The sequence below is a fragment of the Exiguobacterium sp. SH1S1 genome, from assembly GCF_004337245.1.
Lineage (GTDB): Bacteria > Bacillota > Bacilli > Exiguobacteriales > Exiguobacteriaceae > Exiguobacterium > Exiguobacterium aurantiacum_A.
In genome coordinates this window covers 91292-108279 of record NZ_SJUZ01000002.1, presented here as the reverse complement: position 1 = coordinate 108279, position 16988 = coordinate 91292, and the positions used below count along the sequence as shown (strand labels likewise).

At 54.6% G+C, this 16988-nt stretch carries 15 protein-coding genes; 13 read left to right on the top strand and 2 right to left on the bottom strand.

Translation table 11 applies throughout. The annotated features are described in order from the left end of the window. The first annotated feature begins 9 nt into the window (after positions 1-9). The 8 genes from EVJ23_RS06925 (at position 10) to yajC (ending at position 7552) form a co-directional block, all read left to right on the top strand. Positions 10-1443: an L-aspartate oxidase gene (locus EVJ23_RS06925; protein ID WP_236633722.1), complete on the top strand. Its 1434-nt coding sequence runs from the start codon at positions 10-12 to the stop codon at positions 1441-1443. Continuing rightward, positions 1397-2266: a carboxylating nicotinate-nucleotide diphosphorylase gene (gene nadC, locus EVJ23_RS06920; RefSeq protein WP_131465465.1), complete on the top strand. Its 870-nt coding sequence runs from the start codon at positions 1397-1399 to the stop codon at positions 2264-2266. Before EVJ23_RS06925 ends, nadC begins: the two co-directional genes overlap by 47 nt. Further along, the gene (gene nadA, locus EVJ23_RS06915) at positions 2229-3308 is read left to right on the top strand and encodes a quinolinate synthase NadA (protein WP_131465463.1); all 1080 of its coding nucleotides are present in this window, start codon (positions 2229-2231) and stop codon (positions 3306-3308) included. Before nadC ends, nadA begins: the two co-directional genes overlap by 38 nt. A gap of 84 nt (positions 3309-3392) precedes the next feature. Beyond that, complete coding sequence (gene ruvA, locus EVJ23_RS06910; protein ID WP_070327680.1) at positions 3393-3980, top strand: Holliday junction branch migration protein RuvA; 588 nt, start codon at positions 3393-3395, stop codon at positions 3978-3980. A 10-nt stretch (positions 3981-3990) separates the two neighbouring features. Further along, the gene (gene ruvB / locus EVJ23_RS06905) at positions 3991-4986 is read left to right on the top strand and encodes a Holliday junction branch migration DNA helicase RuvB (protein WP_071399448.1); all 996 of its coding nucleotides are present in this window, start codon (positions 3991-3993) and stop codon (positions 4984-4986) included. Between the two features lie 18 nt (positions 4987-5004). Next, positions 5005-6048 carry a tRNA preQ1(34) S-adenosylmethionine ribosyltransferase-isomerase QueA gene (gene queA, locus EVJ23_RS06900; RefSeq protein WP_083274023.1) on the top strand — a complete coding sequence of 348 codons (1044 nt, stop codon included), beginning with the start codon at positions 5005-5007 and terminating at the stop codon, positions 6046-6048. Continuing rightward, complete coding sequence (gene tgt / locus EVJ23_RS06895) at positions 6045-7190, top strand: tRNA guanosine(34) transglycosylase Tgt (RefSeq protein WP_070327677.1); 1146 nt, start codon at positions 6045-6047, stop codon at positions 7188-7190. Before queA ends, tgt begins: the two co-directional genes overlap by 4 nt. Before the next feature lie 83 nt (positions 7191-7273). Beyond that, positions 7274-7552 carry a preprotein translocase subunit YajC gene (gene yajC, locus EVJ23_RS06890; RefSeq protein ID WP_070327676.1) on the top strand — a complete coding sequence of 93 codons (279 nt, stop codon included), beginning with the start codon at positions 7274-7276 and terminating at the stop codon, positions 7550-7552. A gap of 26 nt (positions 7553-7578) precedes the next feature. Here the strand turns inward: yajC and EVJ23_RS06885 are convergent, their stop codons facing one another. Continuing rightward, on the bottom strand, positions 7579-8733 hold the full coding sequence (locus EVJ23_RS06885) for an FAD-dependent oxidoreductase (protein WP_131465461.1): 1155 nt from the start codon (positions 8731-8733) through the stop codon (positions 7579-7581). Positions 8734-8909: 176 nt separating this feature from the next. Between EVJ23_RS06885 and EVJ23_RS06880 the strand changes: the two genes are divergently transcribed. Beyond that, positions 8910-10700, top strand: a complete 1791-nt coding sequence (locus EVJ23_RS06880; RefSeq protein WP_131465459.1) for a methyl-accepting chemotaxis protein — start codon at positions 8910-8912, stop codon at positions 10698-10700. Between the two features lie 51 nt (positions 10701-10751). Here EVJ23_RS06880 and zupT read toward each other — a convergent pair whose 3' ends face one another. Then, a complete protein-coding gene (gene zupT / locus EVJ23_RS06875; protein ID WP_131457361.1) occupies positions 10752-11612 on the bottom strand; it encodes a zinc transporter ZupT in 861 nt (286 codons plus the stop codon). Positions 11613-11830: 218 nt separating this feature from the next. Here zupT and secD point away from each other — a divergent pair, with 218 nt between their 5' ends. From secD to EVJ23_RS06855, 4 genes are all read left to right on the top strand, one after another. Further along, positions 11831-13132, top strand: coding sequence for a protein translocase subunit SecD (gene secD, locus EVJ23_RS06870; RefSeq protein WP_131465457.1), 1302 nt, complete (start codon positions 11831-11833; stop codon positions 13130-13132). Further along, positions 13122-14051, top strand: coding sequence for a protein translocase subunit SecF (gene secF / locus EVJ23_RS06865; RefSeq protein ID WP_131465455.1), 930 nt, complete (start codon positions 13122-13124; stop codon positions 14049-14051). The genes secD and secF overlap by 11 nt, the downstream gene beginning before the upstream one ends. 102 nt (positions 14052-14153) lie before the next feature. Further along, positions 14154-16451, top strand: coding sequence for a single-stranded-DNA-specific exonuclease RecJ (recJ, locus tag EVJ23_RS06860; protein ID WP_131465453.1), 2298 nt, complete (start codon positions 14154-14156; stop codon positions 16449-16451). A gap of 1 nt (position 16452) precedes the next feature. Then, positions 16453-16971: an adenine phosphoribosyltransferase gene (locus EVJ23_RS06855; RefSeq protein WP_016508814.1), complete on the top strand. Its 519-nt coding sequence runs from the start codon at positions 16453-16455 to the stop codon at positions 16969-16971. Positions 16972-16988: the final 17 nt, after the last annotated feature.

Here is a 16988-nt window from a genome sequence, read left to right as displayed (position 1 = left end):
GATATACAGATGTCTTTACAGTTAATACAAGTCGATGTTTTGATTATCGGGGCGGGGTTGGCCGGGGTCACGGTGGCACTCCATTTGCCGGAGACGTACCGCATCCTCCTCGTCTCAAAACGTGACGTGACCTCCTCGAACTCTGACCTCGCCCAAGGCGGGATCGCGAGTTCATATTTGGAGCCGTCGAGTCTCGATCACGCACACGATACGCTCGTCGCTTCCAAGATGACGGCGCAAGCGGACCGGGTCGTCACGCTCGTCGAGGACGGCCGTGGTGTCGTTTCAGAGATGGAGCGGTTCGGTGTCGTGTTCGACCGGGACGAGTCCGGGTATAAGATCGGCCGAGAAGGTGCCCACGGGAAACATCGGATCTACCACGTCGGTGGTGACGAGACGGGACGTCATGTGATGACCGCGTTACGAGAACGGCTCCCGCAAAACGTTGAAGTGATGGAACACGTCTTGATCGACAGACTGACAAAAACGGGCGGCCGAGTCGTCGGTGCGACCGGTTTCCAAGGTGACGAACGAATCCATATTCAAGCGGGCGCGGTCGTCTTGGCGACAGGTGGCATCGGCGGGCTCGTCGATTGGACGTCGAACTGTCGGGCCGTGACGGGGGATGGACTCGTCTTGGCGAGCGCTGCCGGTGCCGAACTTTCCAACTTGACCGAGATCCAGTTTCATCCGACACTGCTAGCGGTCGAGACGCCGCACCTCGTGACCGAGGCGCTGCGAGGTGCGGGCGCGGAACTCGTCGATGAGGACGGGTGTCACGTGATGCGGCACCATCCGCTAGGCAGTCTGGCGCCCCGTGATGAAGTGGCGGCCGTGCTCACGCGTCACTGCGGCCCGGTCTATCTCGATACGAGTCGCGTCAAAGACATTGCGGCCCGGTTCCCGAAATTGTGGGCGACGTGTCAGGCCGAACGGATCGACGTCGCTCGCATCCCGGTCCGGCCGGGTCTGCATTTTCATATGGGCGGGGTGCGAGTCGATGAAACCGGGTCGACGGGTGTGGCCGGGCTTTACGCGGTCGGTGAAGTCGCCGACACGGGTGTTCACGGGATGAACCGGTTGGCTTCTAATTCACTACTTGAATGCTGGGTGTTCGGAAAACGGGTCGCCGCATCGGTGCGACTTGAAGAAGGGCCGTTCACGGTGACTGAAGTGACCGCTTATGAGTTATCGAAGGAGGCGTTTCAAGCGTATCGTCGGCGATTAGGCAACTGGCTGACAATCTCGCCTGAGTTTGGAGAAATGAGAAGTTTCTTAGAAAATACCCAACAACTGGCACGGACGAAACACGTGACAAGACAATTGGCAGAACGAACATTACAACTTGAGGCGGGCCGGATTTTAGCACGCGCCTTTATGAGAACGGAGGAGTTCCATGAACAGAACGTTACTGCGCGAACAGCTCACACAATTTCTAAATGAGGATATCGGATTTGGAGACGCCTCGAGCGCGCTCATCGACCCGATCGACGTGGCGACAGCCGTCGTCACCGCCAAGGCGGACGGGGTCTTCTCCGGTGTTGACGTCGTGATGGAACTCGCGGCGATGCAACGGCTCGTCGTCGAACAGTGCCGTGACGATGGGACGGATTTGAAAAAAGGGGACGTCATGTTCGCTTTGCGCGGCAAGACGCGGACGATCCTCGAGACGGAACGGATACTGCTCAACCTTGTGCAACATATGTGCGGCATCGCCACGCTGACAAGGCGCTGTGTCGAGGCGCTCGCCGACCCATCGATCCGGGTCACCGACACACGGAAGACGACGCCGGGACTGCGGATGCTTGAAAAATACGCCGTCCGATGTGGTGGGGGATACAACCATCGGCTGCGTCTCGACGACGCCGTCATGATCAAAGACAACCATATTGCGGCACTCGGGGGCATCACGCGGGCCATCGAAACGGCGAGAACTCAAAACGGGCATACGACACCGATCGAAGTCGAGGTCGAGACGATCGAGCAGTTGCGTGAGGCAATCGCGGCAAGTCCTGACATCATCATGCTCGATAACCGGTCACCGGAAGAGTTGAAGGCGTGGGTTGCGCTCGTGCCGTCCCACATCACGACGGAAGCGTCGGGTGGGATCACTGTCGACACAATCGCCGCCTACCGCGGTACGGGCGTCGACGTCATCTCGGTCGGACAGTTGACGAATTCGGTGACGGCTCTCGATTGCAGCTTAAATCTTAAAGGAGGGGTCAAATATGCAGTTACTCGGAACGATGCCAGCACAATACGCTAATATGACGATCGAACAGATGGAAGCGCGGATCGAAGCCATTAAAGCACGGCTCGGCAGCCGGCTGTTTCTACCGGCACATCACTATCAAAAGGATGAGGTCGTCCAGTTCGCGGACGCGACCGGAGATTCGCTCCAGCTCGCACGACTCGCCGAACAAATGAATGGGGCCGAGTTTATTGTCTTTTGCGGCGTCCATTTCATGGCCGAGACGGCCGACATGCTGACACGCGACGACCAACTCGTCATCTTGCCGGACATGCGGGCCGGTTGTTCGATGGCGGATATGGCCGATATCGACCAGACCGAGATTGCTTGGGAGGAATTGACCGACTTGTTCGGTGACGACATCATCCCGATCACGTATGTCAATTCGACTGCAGCCATCAAGGCGTTCGTCGGAAAGAACGGCGGTGCGACCGTCACGTCGTCAAACGCACACGACATCGTCCGTTGGGCACTCGAGACTGGCGAACGGATTATGTTCTTGCCAGATCAACACTTAGGGCGCAACACGGCGTTTGATCTCGGTGTGCCGCTGGCGGCGATGGCCGTCTGGGACCCGCTTCGTGAGCGTCTCGACTACAAGGGCGACATCGAAGACGTACGGGTCATCCTCTGGAAAGGGCATTGTTCGGTCCACGAGAAGTTCAATGTCGCCCAAATCGAGGCGTTGCGGAAGCATGACCCGGAACGACGCATCATCGTCCATCCCGAGTGTACGTTTGACGTCGTGCAGGCGGCGGACGAGGCCGGGTCGACATCCTACATCATCGACCAGATCGAGGCGAGCGCTCCGGGGACGAAGTGGGCCGTCGGGACGGAGATGAACTTGGTCAATCGACTAGCAATGACGCATCCCGAGCAAGACATCGTCTCCCTCAACCCGTACATGTGTCCGTGTCTGACGATGAACCGCATCGATTTGCCGCATCTGTTGTGGGCGCTCGAGTCGCTCGAGACGGATCCGGTCAACATCATTCGTGTCGATGAGGAAACGACGAAATGGGCAACGCTCGCCCTCGAGCGGATGTTAGCGAGATAACGGACAGGCGATCGCCTGTCCTTTTTTCACGGCGTTTTCTATGGTACAATGAATGCAGTTTTCCTATGAAGAGGAGATAACAAAGTGATTGAATTCGTAAAAGGATCCGTCGCCTACGTGTGTGCGGAATATATAACGTTGGATGTTTCGGGCGTCGGCTACAAAGTACATGTGCCTAACCCGTTTTTTTATCGTGAACAAGACGAACATGTAATCGTGTTTACGCACCATTACGTCAGAGAAGATCAACAGACGCTGTACGGTTTCCGGTCACGCCGGGAGCGCGAACTGTTCAATAAACTGCTCGGCGTCAACGGCATCGGACCGAAAGGCGCGCTCGCCATCGTCGCCTCGGGCGACATGGACGCGTTGATTGACGCGATCGAGACCGAGAACGAGAAGTACTTGATGAAGTTCCCGGGCGTCGGCAAGAAGACGGCCAAACAAATGGCGCTCGATTTAAAAGGGAAGTTGTCAGAGCTCGCACCGGACTATGTGCCGAACACAGGCCTGTTCGCACAAGGCTCGTCAGAACTTGACGAAGCGTGTGAAGCGCTCGCCGCCCTCGGTTATTCGGAACGTGAGATCACACGTGTCCGCAAAGAACTGAATTCAGAAATATTGACGACAGACGCTTACATAAAGCGCGCCCTGCAATTGTTGTTGAAATAAGGAGGAACCTATGGACGAACGATTGTTGTCACAATCCCACCAACAGTATGAAGACTCTGAAGAGTGGAGCCTGCGTCCGCAACGGTTCGAGCAGTATATCGGACAAGAGAAGGCGAAAGGGAACTTATCCGTCTTTATCCAAGCGGCAAAAATGCGAAGCGAGACGCTCGACCACGTCCTCCTTTACGGGCCACCTGGTCTAGGGAAGACGACGCTCGCACAAATTATCGCCAACGAGATGGGTGTCGGCATCAAGACGACAGCCGGTCCCGCCATCGAACGCCCAGGTGACTTAGCAGCAATCCTGTCGACGCTCGAGCCGGGGGACGTCCTGTTTATTGACGAGATCCATCGGCTCAGCCGGACGATTGAAGAGATCCTGTATCCGGCGATGGAAGACTACTGCCTTGATATCGTCTACGGACAAGGCGAGATGGCGCGCAGCGTCCGCATCGACTTGCCGCCGTTCACGCTCGTCGGCGCGACGACACGGGCCGGCATGTTGTCGGCCCCGCTCCGTGACCGTTTCGGGGTGACGCTCAAGCTCGAGTATTACGAAGCGCACGAACTCGCGGCCATCGTCAGCCGGACGGCCCAGCTGTTCCGTCTGTCGATCTCACCGGAAGCGAGCGGCGCGATCGCCAAACGCGCACGCGGGACGCCACGGATCGCCAACCGGCTGTTGCGTCGTGTCCGTGACTTCGCGCAAGTGGAAGGGACGAAAGAAATCGACCCAGCCATGGCATCGAGTGCGCTCGATCGCCTGCACGTCGACGCCCTCGGGCTCGACGAGGTCGACCATCGGCTCTTGCGGGCCATGGTCGAACGGTTCGGCGGCGGTCCGGTCGGGCTCGAGACGCTCGCCGCGACAATCGGTGAAGACGCCCAGACGATCGAGGACGTCTACGAACCATACTTGTTACAACAAGGCTTCCTCCAGCGGACACCGCGAGGACGCATGATCACACAATACGCTAAGACGCATTTTGGATACGAAGAGGAGTAAATGATGCAAGATATTCAATTGAACGTAAACGACTATGATTTTGACTTGCCAGAAGAACTGATCGCCCAAGTCCCGCTCCTTGATCGGACGAGCTCACGTTTGCTCGTCCTCGACCGGGACACAGGTGACATCGAGCACCGCCACTTCCGTGACGTGCTCGACTATTTACAAGCAGGCGACGCGCTCGTCGTCAACGATTCACGTGTCTTGCCGGCCCGTCTGTTCGGGGCGAAGCAAGAGACGGGCGGCAAAGTCGAGCTGCTGCTCTTGAAGCAGACCGAAGATGACGTCTGGGAAGCGCTCGTCAAACCGGCGAAGAAAGTCCGCGTCGGCGCCATCGTCGAATTCGGGAACGGATTGCTCCGGGCCGAATGCGTCGAAGAGCTCCCGGAAGGCGGACGCCGCTTCAAGTTCGAGTATGACGGGATCTTCTATGAGATTTTAGACGAGCTCGGCACGATGCCGCTCCCGCCTTACATCCGCGAACAGCTTGACGATCAAGACCGCTACCAGACCGTCTACGCCCGCGAACGCGGCAGTGCGGCCGCACCGACGGCAGGTCTTCATTTCACAGAAGAATTGCTCGAGGCTGCCCAGGCGAAAGGGGTCAACTTGATCCCGCTCACACTTCACGTCGGGCTCGGGACGTTCCGCCCGGTCACGGCCGATACGATCGAAGAGCATACGATGCATAGCGAGTACTTTGAACTGTCCGAGCAATCGGCACGGGCGCTCCGTGACGTCCGCGCGAGCGGCGGCCGCGTCTTCGCGGTCGGGACGACGTCGACACGGACGCTCGAGACAATCATGCGCGATCACGGGGATTTCGTTGAGTCATCGGGCTGGACGGACATCTTTATTTACCCTGGCGTCGAGTTGAAGGCGATCGATGGACTAATCACGAACTTCCATCTGCCGAAGTCAACGCTCGTCATGCTCGTCTCGGCGTTCGCGTCACGCGACATCATCTTACACGCCTACCGGACCGCGGTGGAAAACGAATACCGCTTCTTCAGCTTTGGAGACGCGATGCTCATTACGAGGAAGGAAGAAAACAAATGACCAAACATGCAGTCACATACGAACACATCCACACGTGTAAACAATCAGGAGCGCGGCACGGGATCGTCCATACGCCGCACGGCTCGTTCGAGACGCCTGTCTTCATGCCGGTCGGCACGCAGGCGAGCGTCAAGACGATGGCACCTGAACAAGTGAAAGCGATGGGTGCGAACATCATCTTATCGAACACGTACCACCTATGGATTCGTCCCGGACACGAGGTCGTCAAGCAAGCGGGCGGACTTCACAAGTTCATGAACTGGGACGGCGCGATCTTGACGGACTCAGGCGGCTTCCAAGTGTTCTCACTCGCTGACCTGCGTAACATTCAAGAAGAAGGCGTCCATTTCCGTAACCATTTGAACGGGGACAAGTTGTTCTTGTCACCAGAAAAGGCGATGGAAATCCAAAACGCGCTTGGTGCGGACATCATGATGGCGTTCGATGAGTGCCCGCCGTTCCCGGCGACGCATGAATACATGAAGAAGTCGGTCGAGCGGACAAGCCGTTGGGCCGAACGTTGCCTCGCGGCGCACGAACGTCCGGAGGACCAGGCGCTGTTCGGCATCATCCAAGGTGGCGAGTACGAAGACCTTCGCCGTCAAAGCGCCGAAGACCTCGTCTCACTCGATTTCCCGGGTTATGCGGTCGGCGGTTTGTCGGTCGGCGAACCGAAGGACGTCATGTATCGGGCGCTCGAGTTCACGACACCGTTCATGCCGGAAGATAAGCCGCGCTACTTGATGGGCGTCGGATCACCGGATGCGTTGATCGAAGGTTCGATTCGCGGGATCGACATGTTCGACTGCGTCTTGCCGACACGGATCGCCCGTAACGGCACGCTCATGACGTCTAAAGGTCGCGTGACGATCAAACACGCCAAACATAAGACGGACTTTGGCCCAATCGATGAGAAGTGCGATTGCTATACGTGTAAGAACTATTCACGGGCATACGTGCACCATTTGATCCGTGCCGATGAGATGTTCGGTCTCCACCTTTGCTCGACGCATAACCTTCATTTCCTCGTGAATTTGATGGAACAAGTCCGTCAAGCGATCCGCGAAGACCGTCTCCTCGATTTCAAAGAAGAGTACTTCGAAGAATATGGATATAACAAACCGAACGCCAAGAATTTCTAATTCTTCTAACAGCGATTATGTGACAACGAATCGGTTTCACGGTATAATGAACCTGATATTGAAGGAAAGGGTGAATTCTACAAATGGAAACTCTCGTAGCACTATTACCGATGATCCTTATTTTCGTCGTGTTCTACTTCTTGTTGATCCGTCCACAGACGAAGCGACAAAAGCAAGTACAAACGATGCAAAATGCGCTTGAGCGTGGCGATCATGTCGTGACGATTGGCGGCCTTCACGGTGTCGTCCATCAGATCGAAGACACAGAAGTCACATTGAAATGCGACCAAGCACTTCTCAAGTTCAATCGCAGTGCGATTGCTGAAGTGACGAAAAAAGGAAACTCTTCATTCGCTGAGTAAGCAAATGACGCCTGACCAGTATATGGTCAGGCGTTTTTTCGTGCGGGTAATAGGCGAGGAATGATACGACGAGCCCCTTCTTGCCCGCCGTAAATGGCGCGAGCGAACGGGCCGACGATCAAGTCGGCGTAAGCGCCAGTCATGTAGAAGTTGTCCGTCCAAGCGAGTGAGGCGTCGAGTACCGGTGTGCCGCATGGGGTGAGCGGTAAGTCGAGCTGCTCCATGAGCGGCCGTAAAAACGTCTCTTTCGGATGGAGCGGGCGGATCCCCGTGCAGCAGACGATCTCGTCAGACGGCAACGCAATCCCGTCGACGAATAACTGGTCACCGTCACGGACCGCTTCTCCAATGATGTGTCGAATTTCACCAAGTTGCACGAGCCGCTTCACTTTCAAGACGAGGTCGTTCGGGGACGTCCCAGGCTTTCGTTCTTGCTTGACGAAGTCACGTTTCTCAATCCAATTTTCTTCCAACTGATGAAAAGCGCGTAACCCCTTTGGACCCATGAAACTGCGGTCGGCGTCGAACTGACTCACCTCGAGCGGGCGCTTCGTGACGAGCGTGACGTCATGGCCTTTACTATGACGCGATACCGTATAATGTAACGCCGTGATCCCGCCGCCGACGACGGTAACGTTCGATTGTTCCGGCTGATTGTTAGCTGAAAAGACGTGTCGGCATGTCGGGATGTCCGCAAAGCCCGGTAGATGCATCGAGCTCGATTGACCGGTCGAAACGATGACCGTCTCGGCGGTAATCCGTCGAGTCGATGTCGTCACTTCGTAGACGTTGCCGGACCGTTTAATCGAGGAGACGGGTTGATTGCCTAAAAAACGAGAACGAAGATTAAAGTCCGCAATCACTTGATCACAGTGATCGTTGAACAACGCTAATGACGGTCGGCCGAACGTATCCTTGAAATGATAAGAGCCATAGTCGTTCGCCGCCGCGAACTGTTTCAACGCGTATGGATTAGACGATATATGATGGACGCGCGTCGAGCGCAAATGTGACATTTCAATATGAGCGGTTTGGGACTTCCAGTTCTTGAGTAGTTGATCGTGAGCGTCAATTAGCAGAAGCTCTTCTAACGCACCGCCTTGTTCTAAATAAGATACAGCGAGGGTCATACCGTGAACGCCGGCGCCGATGATTAATACCCGTGTTGACAGATCAGTCATGCTTCCACCTCTTAAATAGTAATAGTTACGATTTGTATCATAGGGTAAGTGTCTGCTTTTTGTCAAACTTCATCAATCCCTCGAATCATCGACCTCATTTCCAAAAATCAAATTGATTAGTGAAAACGTTTGCATTAATGTCAAGTTGAGAAGAAATTGGAAATGAGGAAACGGACATGGACGTTAAACGATTATTACAACCGATTAAAAAATGGCAAGGTTGGGCTCGCGTCAAACGACTGAAAGGACGTTCGTCGATCAAACGAACGAAAGGTCGTTCATCGATGCGACGGAAGATGGCGATCGCGCTCGTGCCGACAATCATTGCCTTGCTCCTCGTCGGTGCGCTCGGTTCTTATCAATTAAAAAATGCCACTGCCGAATACGATCGGGTGTTGAACGAAGGTCTCCGTGACATGTTGATCGCCGAAGATTTGGCGTTGACCGTCACGGATGCCGAGCGCTACTTGAATTATTATTTACTCGTCTCGAACCCGAAGACGTTAATCAGTTTAGAAGCGTCGCAACAAAAGCGCGACGAATTGATGGATGCACTTAAAAAGTCTTCATCTGACGACAAAGTGCTCAGCTGGCTCGGGGATCTAGAGAAGTTCAATCAACTGCTCGATACCGAGATGGCACGTGCCATCGAGCTGCTCCAACAACAAGATGAGATCGGATACAAGACGGTACTCAACACGAGCGTGACCCCGACGACCGATCGGGTCCGGATGACGGTCACCGATCTCGTCGCCCATCAAGCGGAGATGCTAGACGATGAGACGGCGGCGGTACAAGCAAACGCCGGCACCTCGATCGTCTGGATGATCATCATCAGTATCATCGGTGTCGCCATCGGGCTGTTGTCGCTCTATGCGCTCCAGAAACTGTTCTTAACACCGATCAACCGTCTCGTCCGTGAAGCACGAGTCGTCGCGGAAGGGGACTTGACCGGGGAGGACATCGCCGTCGAATCGAATGATGAGCTCGGTGATCTCGTGACGGCCTTTAACGAGATGAAACACAACCTCGTCGGGTTGATCCGCCAGGTCGGCGCGGCCTCGGATAAAGTGACGGCGTATTCGGAAGAGCTATACGCGAGCACGGACCACGTCGCGACGACGACCCAAGGCGTGGCTGGACTGTTCGAAGACATGAATATCGCGGCCCAAGTGTCGGCCAAGCGCGCCGAGGAAGGGACGTCTGGCGTCAATCAGGCCGTCACCGGCTTGAATCAAATCGCTGCCGCCTCACAAGGTGTGAATGAACAGACGATTCATACACTTGAGGCTGCGAGCGGCGGACTTGAGACGATTCAGTTGGCCGAGAGTCAGATGCAAGAGATTCAACGGGCCAACGATCTGACCCAACAGATGGTCGAACGTCTTTCGAACCAATCGCTTGAGATTGAAAAGATCACCCGGTCGATCACGGCCATCACCGAACAGACGAACTTGCTCGCTTTGAACGCCGCCATCGAGGCAGCGCGGGCCGGCGAGCACGGGAAAGGGTTCGCGGTCGTCGCCGCCGAAGTCCGAAAACTCGCCGAAGAGTCGAAACAATCGGCTAAGAAGATTCAAGCGGTCGTCGTCGATATCCAACGGGACACGAAACAAGTTGAGGCGGCGTTTGACGTGACGAGCGGGCATGTGACGAACGGCGTCGCCCAAATGGGTGAAGTCGCCGGGGCGTTCCGTGAAATCGTGTCGGTCATTCAAGAGACATCGCGTCAGATGGGTGAAATTGCCGCAGCGACAGAGGAAGTCAGTGCGAATACGACCGAAGTCGCGGTCTCGGTCGAGGACATGTCGACGAACGCGGTCTCGACGCAACGCAGTGTCGAAGAAGCGGGGGCGAACGTGGAAGAACAGCTCGCCGCGATTCAAGAAATCAATGGCATCGCCGAGACGATGAGCCATATGTCGGTCGAGTTGAAAGATCTCGTCCATTTGTTCAAAACAACATGAACGACAAAAACGTCCCCCCGACTTGTGTCGAGAGGACGTTTTTAAATACAGTCACATTAAAAGGACGAGGCTCGCTGCCATGACCATCATTCCGGCGACCATGCCGTAAATCGAGTGATGGGCCCGGCCGTATTCACGGGCGGCCGGTAACAGTTCGTCGAGCGAGATGAATACCATGATTCCGCCGACGGCTGCGAACAACAAACCGAAGATCGTATCGTTTAGGAATGGCATCAAAATCAAGAAGCCGACGATGGCACCGACCGGTTCCGCTAGACCTGACAGGAACGAGAGTTTTAACGCTTTCTTCCGTGAGCCGGTCGCGTAGTAAATCGGCACCGACACGGCAATCCCTTCCGGAATATTGTGCAAGGCGATGGCAATCGCGATGGCGATACCGACGGCCGGATCATCGAGCGCGGAGATGAATGTGGCCAGTCCTTCAGGGAAGTTATGAATCGTGATGGCGAGCGCCATGAACAGACCCATTTTGTGAAGCCGTTGCTTCGTCTCCTGATTTAGCGGAGCGGGCTCATCCTTAGTTGCGGTCGTGGCCAGTTCTTGAGACGATGGGTCGTTTTGCATCGTCTCGACGAACTTGACTTCATGCGGGTTTTCAGGGGAAGGGATCAACTTATCGATTAACGCGATCAAGAGCATCCCTCCAAAAAATGCGAGCACGGTATAAATTGTGCCGGCCTTTTCCCCGTGGGCACCGACGAGTTCGACAAGCGCTTTCGGGAAGATTTCAATGAACGAGACGTAAATCATGACCCCAGCCGAGAAGCCGAGCGAGATTGACAGAAAGGCTGTGTTCGTCCGCTTCGCGAAGAAGGCAATCATGCTTCCGATCCCGGTCGCGAGCCCAGCGAATAGTGTCAACAAAAAGGCGAAAATAATTGTACTATCCATTGTAGAGGACTCCTTTGCAAACGTAATATATTTTCGATAATCATAGCATAACGCAAGTTTTGCCCTAATGCAACTTTTAGTCGTTCGGGCAAAAAAGCCAGAAAATCTCGAGGTTGATGTTACAATTTTAGGAAAACGATTGATAAATGTTTAGAATATTTGTAATGTTAACGGGAGAAGTTTTATATAGAACACGTATCTAGAAAGGAAATAGCCGTATGTACAAAAAAGGGAATATCGCGATTTTTGCGGTCATCATGATCGCAACGATCTTGCTCGCCGTGTTCACGACGCCATGGGTCGTCAAGAACACGAACCTTGGACTCGACTTAAAAGGCGGGTTTGAAGTGCTGTACGAAGTCCAGCCACTCGAAGATGGTGATGTCATCGACCAATCGGCGATGAATGCAACCGTTCGCGCTATCAACAACCGTGTCAACGTCTTGGGTGTCTCTGAACCGGATATCCGGATTGAAGACGAGAATCGCATCCGCGTCCAACTCGCGGGCGTATCGAACCAGAACGATGCGCGGGAAGTGCTGTCATCGACGGCCCAGCTCACGTTCCGTGACATCGATGATAACGTCCTCCTTGATGGGAAAGACCTCGCACCGCGAGGCGCTGCTATCAGTTATGACCAACAAGGGAACCCGGTCGTCGAGTTGACGCTTCAGTCAGCCGATCAGTTCGGCGAAGTGACGTCGCAAATCGCAGAGCGTCCGGCCCCAGAAAACCGTCTCGTCATCTGGTTAGACTTTGAAGAAGGCGATTCATATGAAGAAGAGATTCAAAAGGAAAACTCGAAAATCGTCTCAGATGCTTCGGTCAACGGACCAATTCTATCTGACAAAGCGATCATTTCGGGCGGCGATATCGATGCTGAAAGCGGACAACGCTTAGCCGACATTTTGAACGCCGGTGCGCTTCCAGTCAAGCTTGAGGAGATTTACTCGACGTCAGTATCAGCCCAGTTCGGACAAGACGCGCTCGATAAGACCGTCTTCGCTTCGCTCATCGGGATTGCAGCTGTCTTCTTGTTCATGTTGTTCTTCTATCGTTTACCTGGACTCGTCTCGATCATCACGCTCGTCTTGTATATCAATTTGATCATGTTGTTCTTCAATGGTATCAACGCCGTCTTGACGCTGCCAGGGATTGCCGCTCTCGTCCTCGGGGTCGGGATGGCAGTTGACGCGAACATCATCACGGCCGAGCGGATTAAAGACGAGCTTCGTTCAGGCAAGTCGGTACTGTCGGCGTTCCGCGCCGGTAACCGCCGTTCGCTCAGTACGATCATCGATGCCAACTTGACGACGCTCATCTCAGCCGCTGTGTTGTTCTACTTCGGGACAAGCTCGGTTCGAGGGTTCGCCATCATGCTCATGATCTCAATTGCGATGACGTTCATCTCGAACGTCTTCATCTCACGTTATTTGATGCACCTCCTCGTCGCTAGTCGCTTGTTCGACAAACGTAAAGGTTGGTTTGGTGTGAAGGAGAGTGAAATCCGTGAACTTTAAGCTCACTGAATTAAACTATGTGAAACATATGCGCACGCTGTTCATCATCTCGTGTGCCGTCGTTATCATCGGTCTCGGTATTTTATTCTTCCGAGGGTTAAACCTTGGAATCGACTTCGCGTCAGGGACGCGTGTCGAAGTGCAGACGGAGACACAAGTGTCACAACAAGAACTTGAAGCCGCCTTTACAGAAGCAGGCGTCAACGAGTCGATTTCTTCGATTCAATACGCCGATGGCGGGTCGCTCGCGAACGTGACGTTCGTCGGTCAGCTCGGCCAGGATGAAGTCGCTTCAGTTAAGACTGTATTCACGGAAACGTTTGGAAGTGATCCGAATATTAGTACCGTATCAGCCGAAGTCGGTCGCGACATCGCCCGTAACGCCGTCTATGCGGTCGCCCTTGCGTCGCTCGGGATCATTCTCTACATCACGTTCCGGTTCCAATTCTCGTATGCGGTCGCGACCGTCGTCGCGATGTTGCACGATGCGTTCTTCATGATCGTCGCATTCTCGATTTTTGGGATTGAAGTCAACTTGTACTTCGTCGCCGCGATCTTGACGATCATCGGGTACTCGGTCAACGATACGATCGTCACGTTCGACCGGGTGCGCGAGAATATTCAAGCGTATGAAAAAGAGCGGAAGATCAAGTCGATGGACGTCTACCGCGACATCGTCAACACGTCGATTCAAGAGACGATCGTCCGTTCGGTCAACACGGTCATCACCGTACTCGTGACGGCGCTCGCTTTGTACATCTTCGGAGCCGAGTCGATTCGCGGCTTCGCGGTCGCGCTTCTCATCGGACTTGTCATGGGGATGTATTCATCGATCTTCATCGCGTCATACCTCTGGCTCATGCTCAAAAAATTAACAATCAATAAAAAGAAACAAGCCACACCCGCCCCTGAGGCGTGATGACAAGGTCTTCCGATTCGTTCGGAGGACCTTTTTCATATGTCAAGACGGCAAAACACGTCCCCGTTCTGATATAATCAACAGTTGATTGGAGTGAAGGATATGTATCATGCAAAGAAACGGTGGGTGTATCCGGAGACGGATGCGGCCGCGATCGAACAACTACAGACAGAACTAAATATATCAGAACAACTCGCGACGTTGCTCACGCAACGGGGCCATCGAGAGCCTGACGCAGCGAAGGCGTTCCTCCAGATCGAGGACGAACTCGAGTTCCACGACCCGAACTTGTTCGAGCAGATGCCGAAAGTCGTCGAACGCTTGAAGCGAGCGGCTGACGAAGGCGAGATGGTGCTCATCTACGGAGATTACGACGTCGATGGGGTCAGTGCCTCGGCCGTCATGTGGCATGCGTTGACTGAGATCGGGGTCATGGCCGAGTGCTATATCCCGAACCGGTTCACGGAAGGCTACGGGCCGAACAAAGAAGCGTTCAGTTGGGCGGCAAGTGAAGGGTTCACGCTCGTCATCACGGTCGACTGCGGGATCTCGGGGATCGAAGAAGCGGCGCTGTTGAAAGAACTGAACGTCGACTTGATCATCACCGACCACCACGAGCCGAAAGCGACGCTACCTGACGCGTTTGCGATCATTCATCCACACATCGATCCGTCGTATCCATACGACAAGCTCGCCGGAGCCGGAGTCGCCCTTAAAGTGGCACACGCCGTGCTCGGGCGGATGCCTGACGAGCTGCTCGACTTGGCTGTCCTCGGGACGATCGCCGATCTCGTCCCGCTCGACGGAGAAAACCGTCTGCTCGCGAAGCTGGGTCTCAAGGCGCTCGATGAATCGAAGCGGCCCGGGATTTTAGCGCTGCGCGAAGTGTGTGCCTTGACGGACAGCATGCTCAACGAAGAGTCGGTCGGGTTCGCGTTCGGTCCCCGCATCAATGCGGCCGGACGACTTGACTCGGCGATGCCAGCCCTCCAGATGCTGCTCGCCGAAAGTGTCGAAGAAGCACTCGTCTTAGCGAATCAACTCGATAAACAAAACAAAGAGCGTCAAGACATCGTCAAGACGATCGCAAAAGAAGCGACTGAACTCGTCGAAGCATCGATGACAGACGACCGTGTCCTCGTCGTCGCGAGCGAGCGCTGGAATCCGGGCGTCGTCGGAATCGTCGCCTCACGTCTCGTCGAGGCGTACTATCGACCGGTCATCCTGCTCTGCCACGATCCGAAGACGGGGAAAGCAAAGGGTTCGGGCCGCTCGATTGATGGTTTTGACTTATTTAAAGAGCTTTCTAAAAACGAAGATATTCTCCCGCACTTCGGGGGACACCCGGCAGCGGCCGGGATGACGCTCATGTCAGAGAATGTGGCGGAGCTGAGACGACGCTTGAACGAGCAAGCGGAATCGATTCCGGACGAGACGTTCGTCGCCCGCGTGAACGTCGATTTGAAGCTCGACGTCAGCGACGTATCGCTCGACTTGATCGCGGAGATTGGCAAGCTCGCCCCGTTTGGGATGGGCAACCCGTCACCGCGGGTCGTCGTCGCGGACGCGAAACTGCGCGATATTCGTCAAATCGGGCGCGACAACACGCACCTTAAAGTCCAACTTGCTGGAGACAAGCGCGAACTCGACGGCATCGGCTTCGGGTTCGGTCACGTCGTCTCGGAAATCTCGAAGATGGCACTCGTTTCGGTCATGGGGAGTCTCCAAGTGAACGAATGGAACGGGATGCGCAAGCCGCAACTCATGATTCAAGACATCCGTGTCGATGGGTTCCAAGTGTTCGATTATCGAGGCAAGAAAAACTCGATTGATGAATTGAGACAGCTTCCGAGTGACGCGACATCGTACGTGTCGTTCAGAGGCGAGTCGAACGAGTTTTCACTCCACGATTTTAAAACGCCGGTCAAACGGTTCGTCGTCTTGCTCGATTTACCGGACGACGAGACGGCGCTGTCCGACCTGCTCAACGAAGACGTCGAGCGCGTCTATTGCGCGTTCGGCCAAGCGGGAAATTCGTTTTTCGAGAAATTGCCGAGCCGGGAAGATTTCCGAACGTATTACGTCCATATGGCCACGTGCGAACGGAAACACCTGCGTGAAAACTTGATTCGTTTGTCAATTGAACGAAAATGGACAAAAAATACGATTCAATTTATGCATCAAGTATTCTCTGAACTCGAATTTCTTGTTACAATGGAAGACGGACTGCCTGGAGTGAATCCAGAAGCACCGAAACGTGATTTGACCGAAGCGCCTTGTTACAAACGTCGCGTCGGACGAGAACAACTCGAAGAACGTTTCGTCTATGCGTCGTTGGCAGAGCTGAAAGAGCGGTTACAATCATTGCGATCGAACAAGATGCAGGAGGCTTACACATAAAATGGATTTCAAACAGCATATTAAAGAAGTAGCGGATTACCCGAAAGAAGGCATCAGCTTTAAAGACATCACGTCGCTCATGCAAGACGGACCTGCCTATAAGAAAGCGGTCGACGAATTGATCGTCTACGCGCAGGAACGTGGCGCTGAACTCATCGCCGGACCAGAAGCACGCGGATTCGTCGTCGGATGCCCGGCGGCTTACGCCCTCGAACTCGGCTTCGTCCCGGTACGTAAAGAAGGCAAGTTACCGCGCGAAACGGTTCGCGTATCGTACGGTCTTGAATACGGCACGGACATTTTGACGATGCACAAAGATTCAATCAAGCCAGGTCAGCAAGTCGTCATCCTCGACGATTTACTGGCGACGGGTGGCACAATCGAAGCGACGATCAAAATGATCGAACAACTCGGTGGTGTCGTTGCTGGAATCGGGTTCTTGATTGAACTCGACGGCCTCGGTGGACGCGAACGTCTCGAAGGATACGACGTGTTCTCACTCATCCGCTACGAAGACTGAGGAAACGGGAAGCTCAT

What these genes read in the sequence shown, in the direction of transcription:
- EVJ23_RS06925 (WP_236633722.1), top strand. Translation starts at nt 10, where the DNA reads ATGTCTTTACAGTTAATACAAGTCGATGTTTTGATTATCGGGGCGGGG.
- nadC (WP_131465465.1), top strand. Translation starts at nt 1,397, where the DNA reads ATGAACAGAACGTTACTGCGCGAACAGCTCACACAATTTCTAAATGAG.
- nadA (WP_131465463.1), top strand. Translation starts at nt 2,229, where the DNA reads ATGCAGTTACTCGGAACGATGCCAGCACAATACGCTAATATGACGATC.
- ruvB (WP_071399448.1), top strand. Translation starts at nt 3,991, where the DNA reads ATGGACGAACGATTGTTGTCACAATCCCACCAACAGTATGAAGACTCT.
- tgt (WP_070327677.1), top strand. Translation starts at nt 6,045, where the DNA reads ATGACCAAACATGCAGTCACATACGAACACATCCACACGTGTAAACAA.
- yajC (WP_070327676.1), top strand. Translation starts at nt 7,274, where the DNA reads ATGGAAACTCTCGTAGCACTATTACCGATGATCCTTATTTTCGTCGTG.
- EVJ23_RS06885 (WP_131465461.1), bottom strand. Translation starts at nt 8,733, where the DNA reads ATGACTGATCTGTCAACACGGGTATTAATCATCGGCGCCGGCGTTCAC.
- EVJ23_RS06880 (WP_131465459.1), top strand. Translation starts at nt 8,910, where the DNA reads ATGGACGTTAAACGATTATTACAACCGATTAAAAAATGGCAAGGTTGG.
- zupT (WP_131457361.1), bottom strand. Translation starts at nt 11,612, where the DNA reads ATGGATAGTACAATTATTTTCGCCTTTTTGTTGACACTATTCGCTGGG.
- secD (WP_131465457.1), top strand. Translation starts at nt 11,831, where the DNA reads ATGTACAAAAAAGGGAATATCGCGATTTTTGCGGTCATCATGATCGCA.
- recJ (WP_131465453.1), top strand. Translation starts at nt 14,154, where the DNA reads ATGTATCATGCAAAGAAACGGTGGGTGTATCCGGAGACGGATGCGGCC.
- EVJ23_RS06855 (WP_016508814.1), top strand. Translation starts at nt 16,453, where the DNA reads ATGGATTTCAAACAGCATATTAAAGAAGTAGCGGATTACCCGAAAGAA.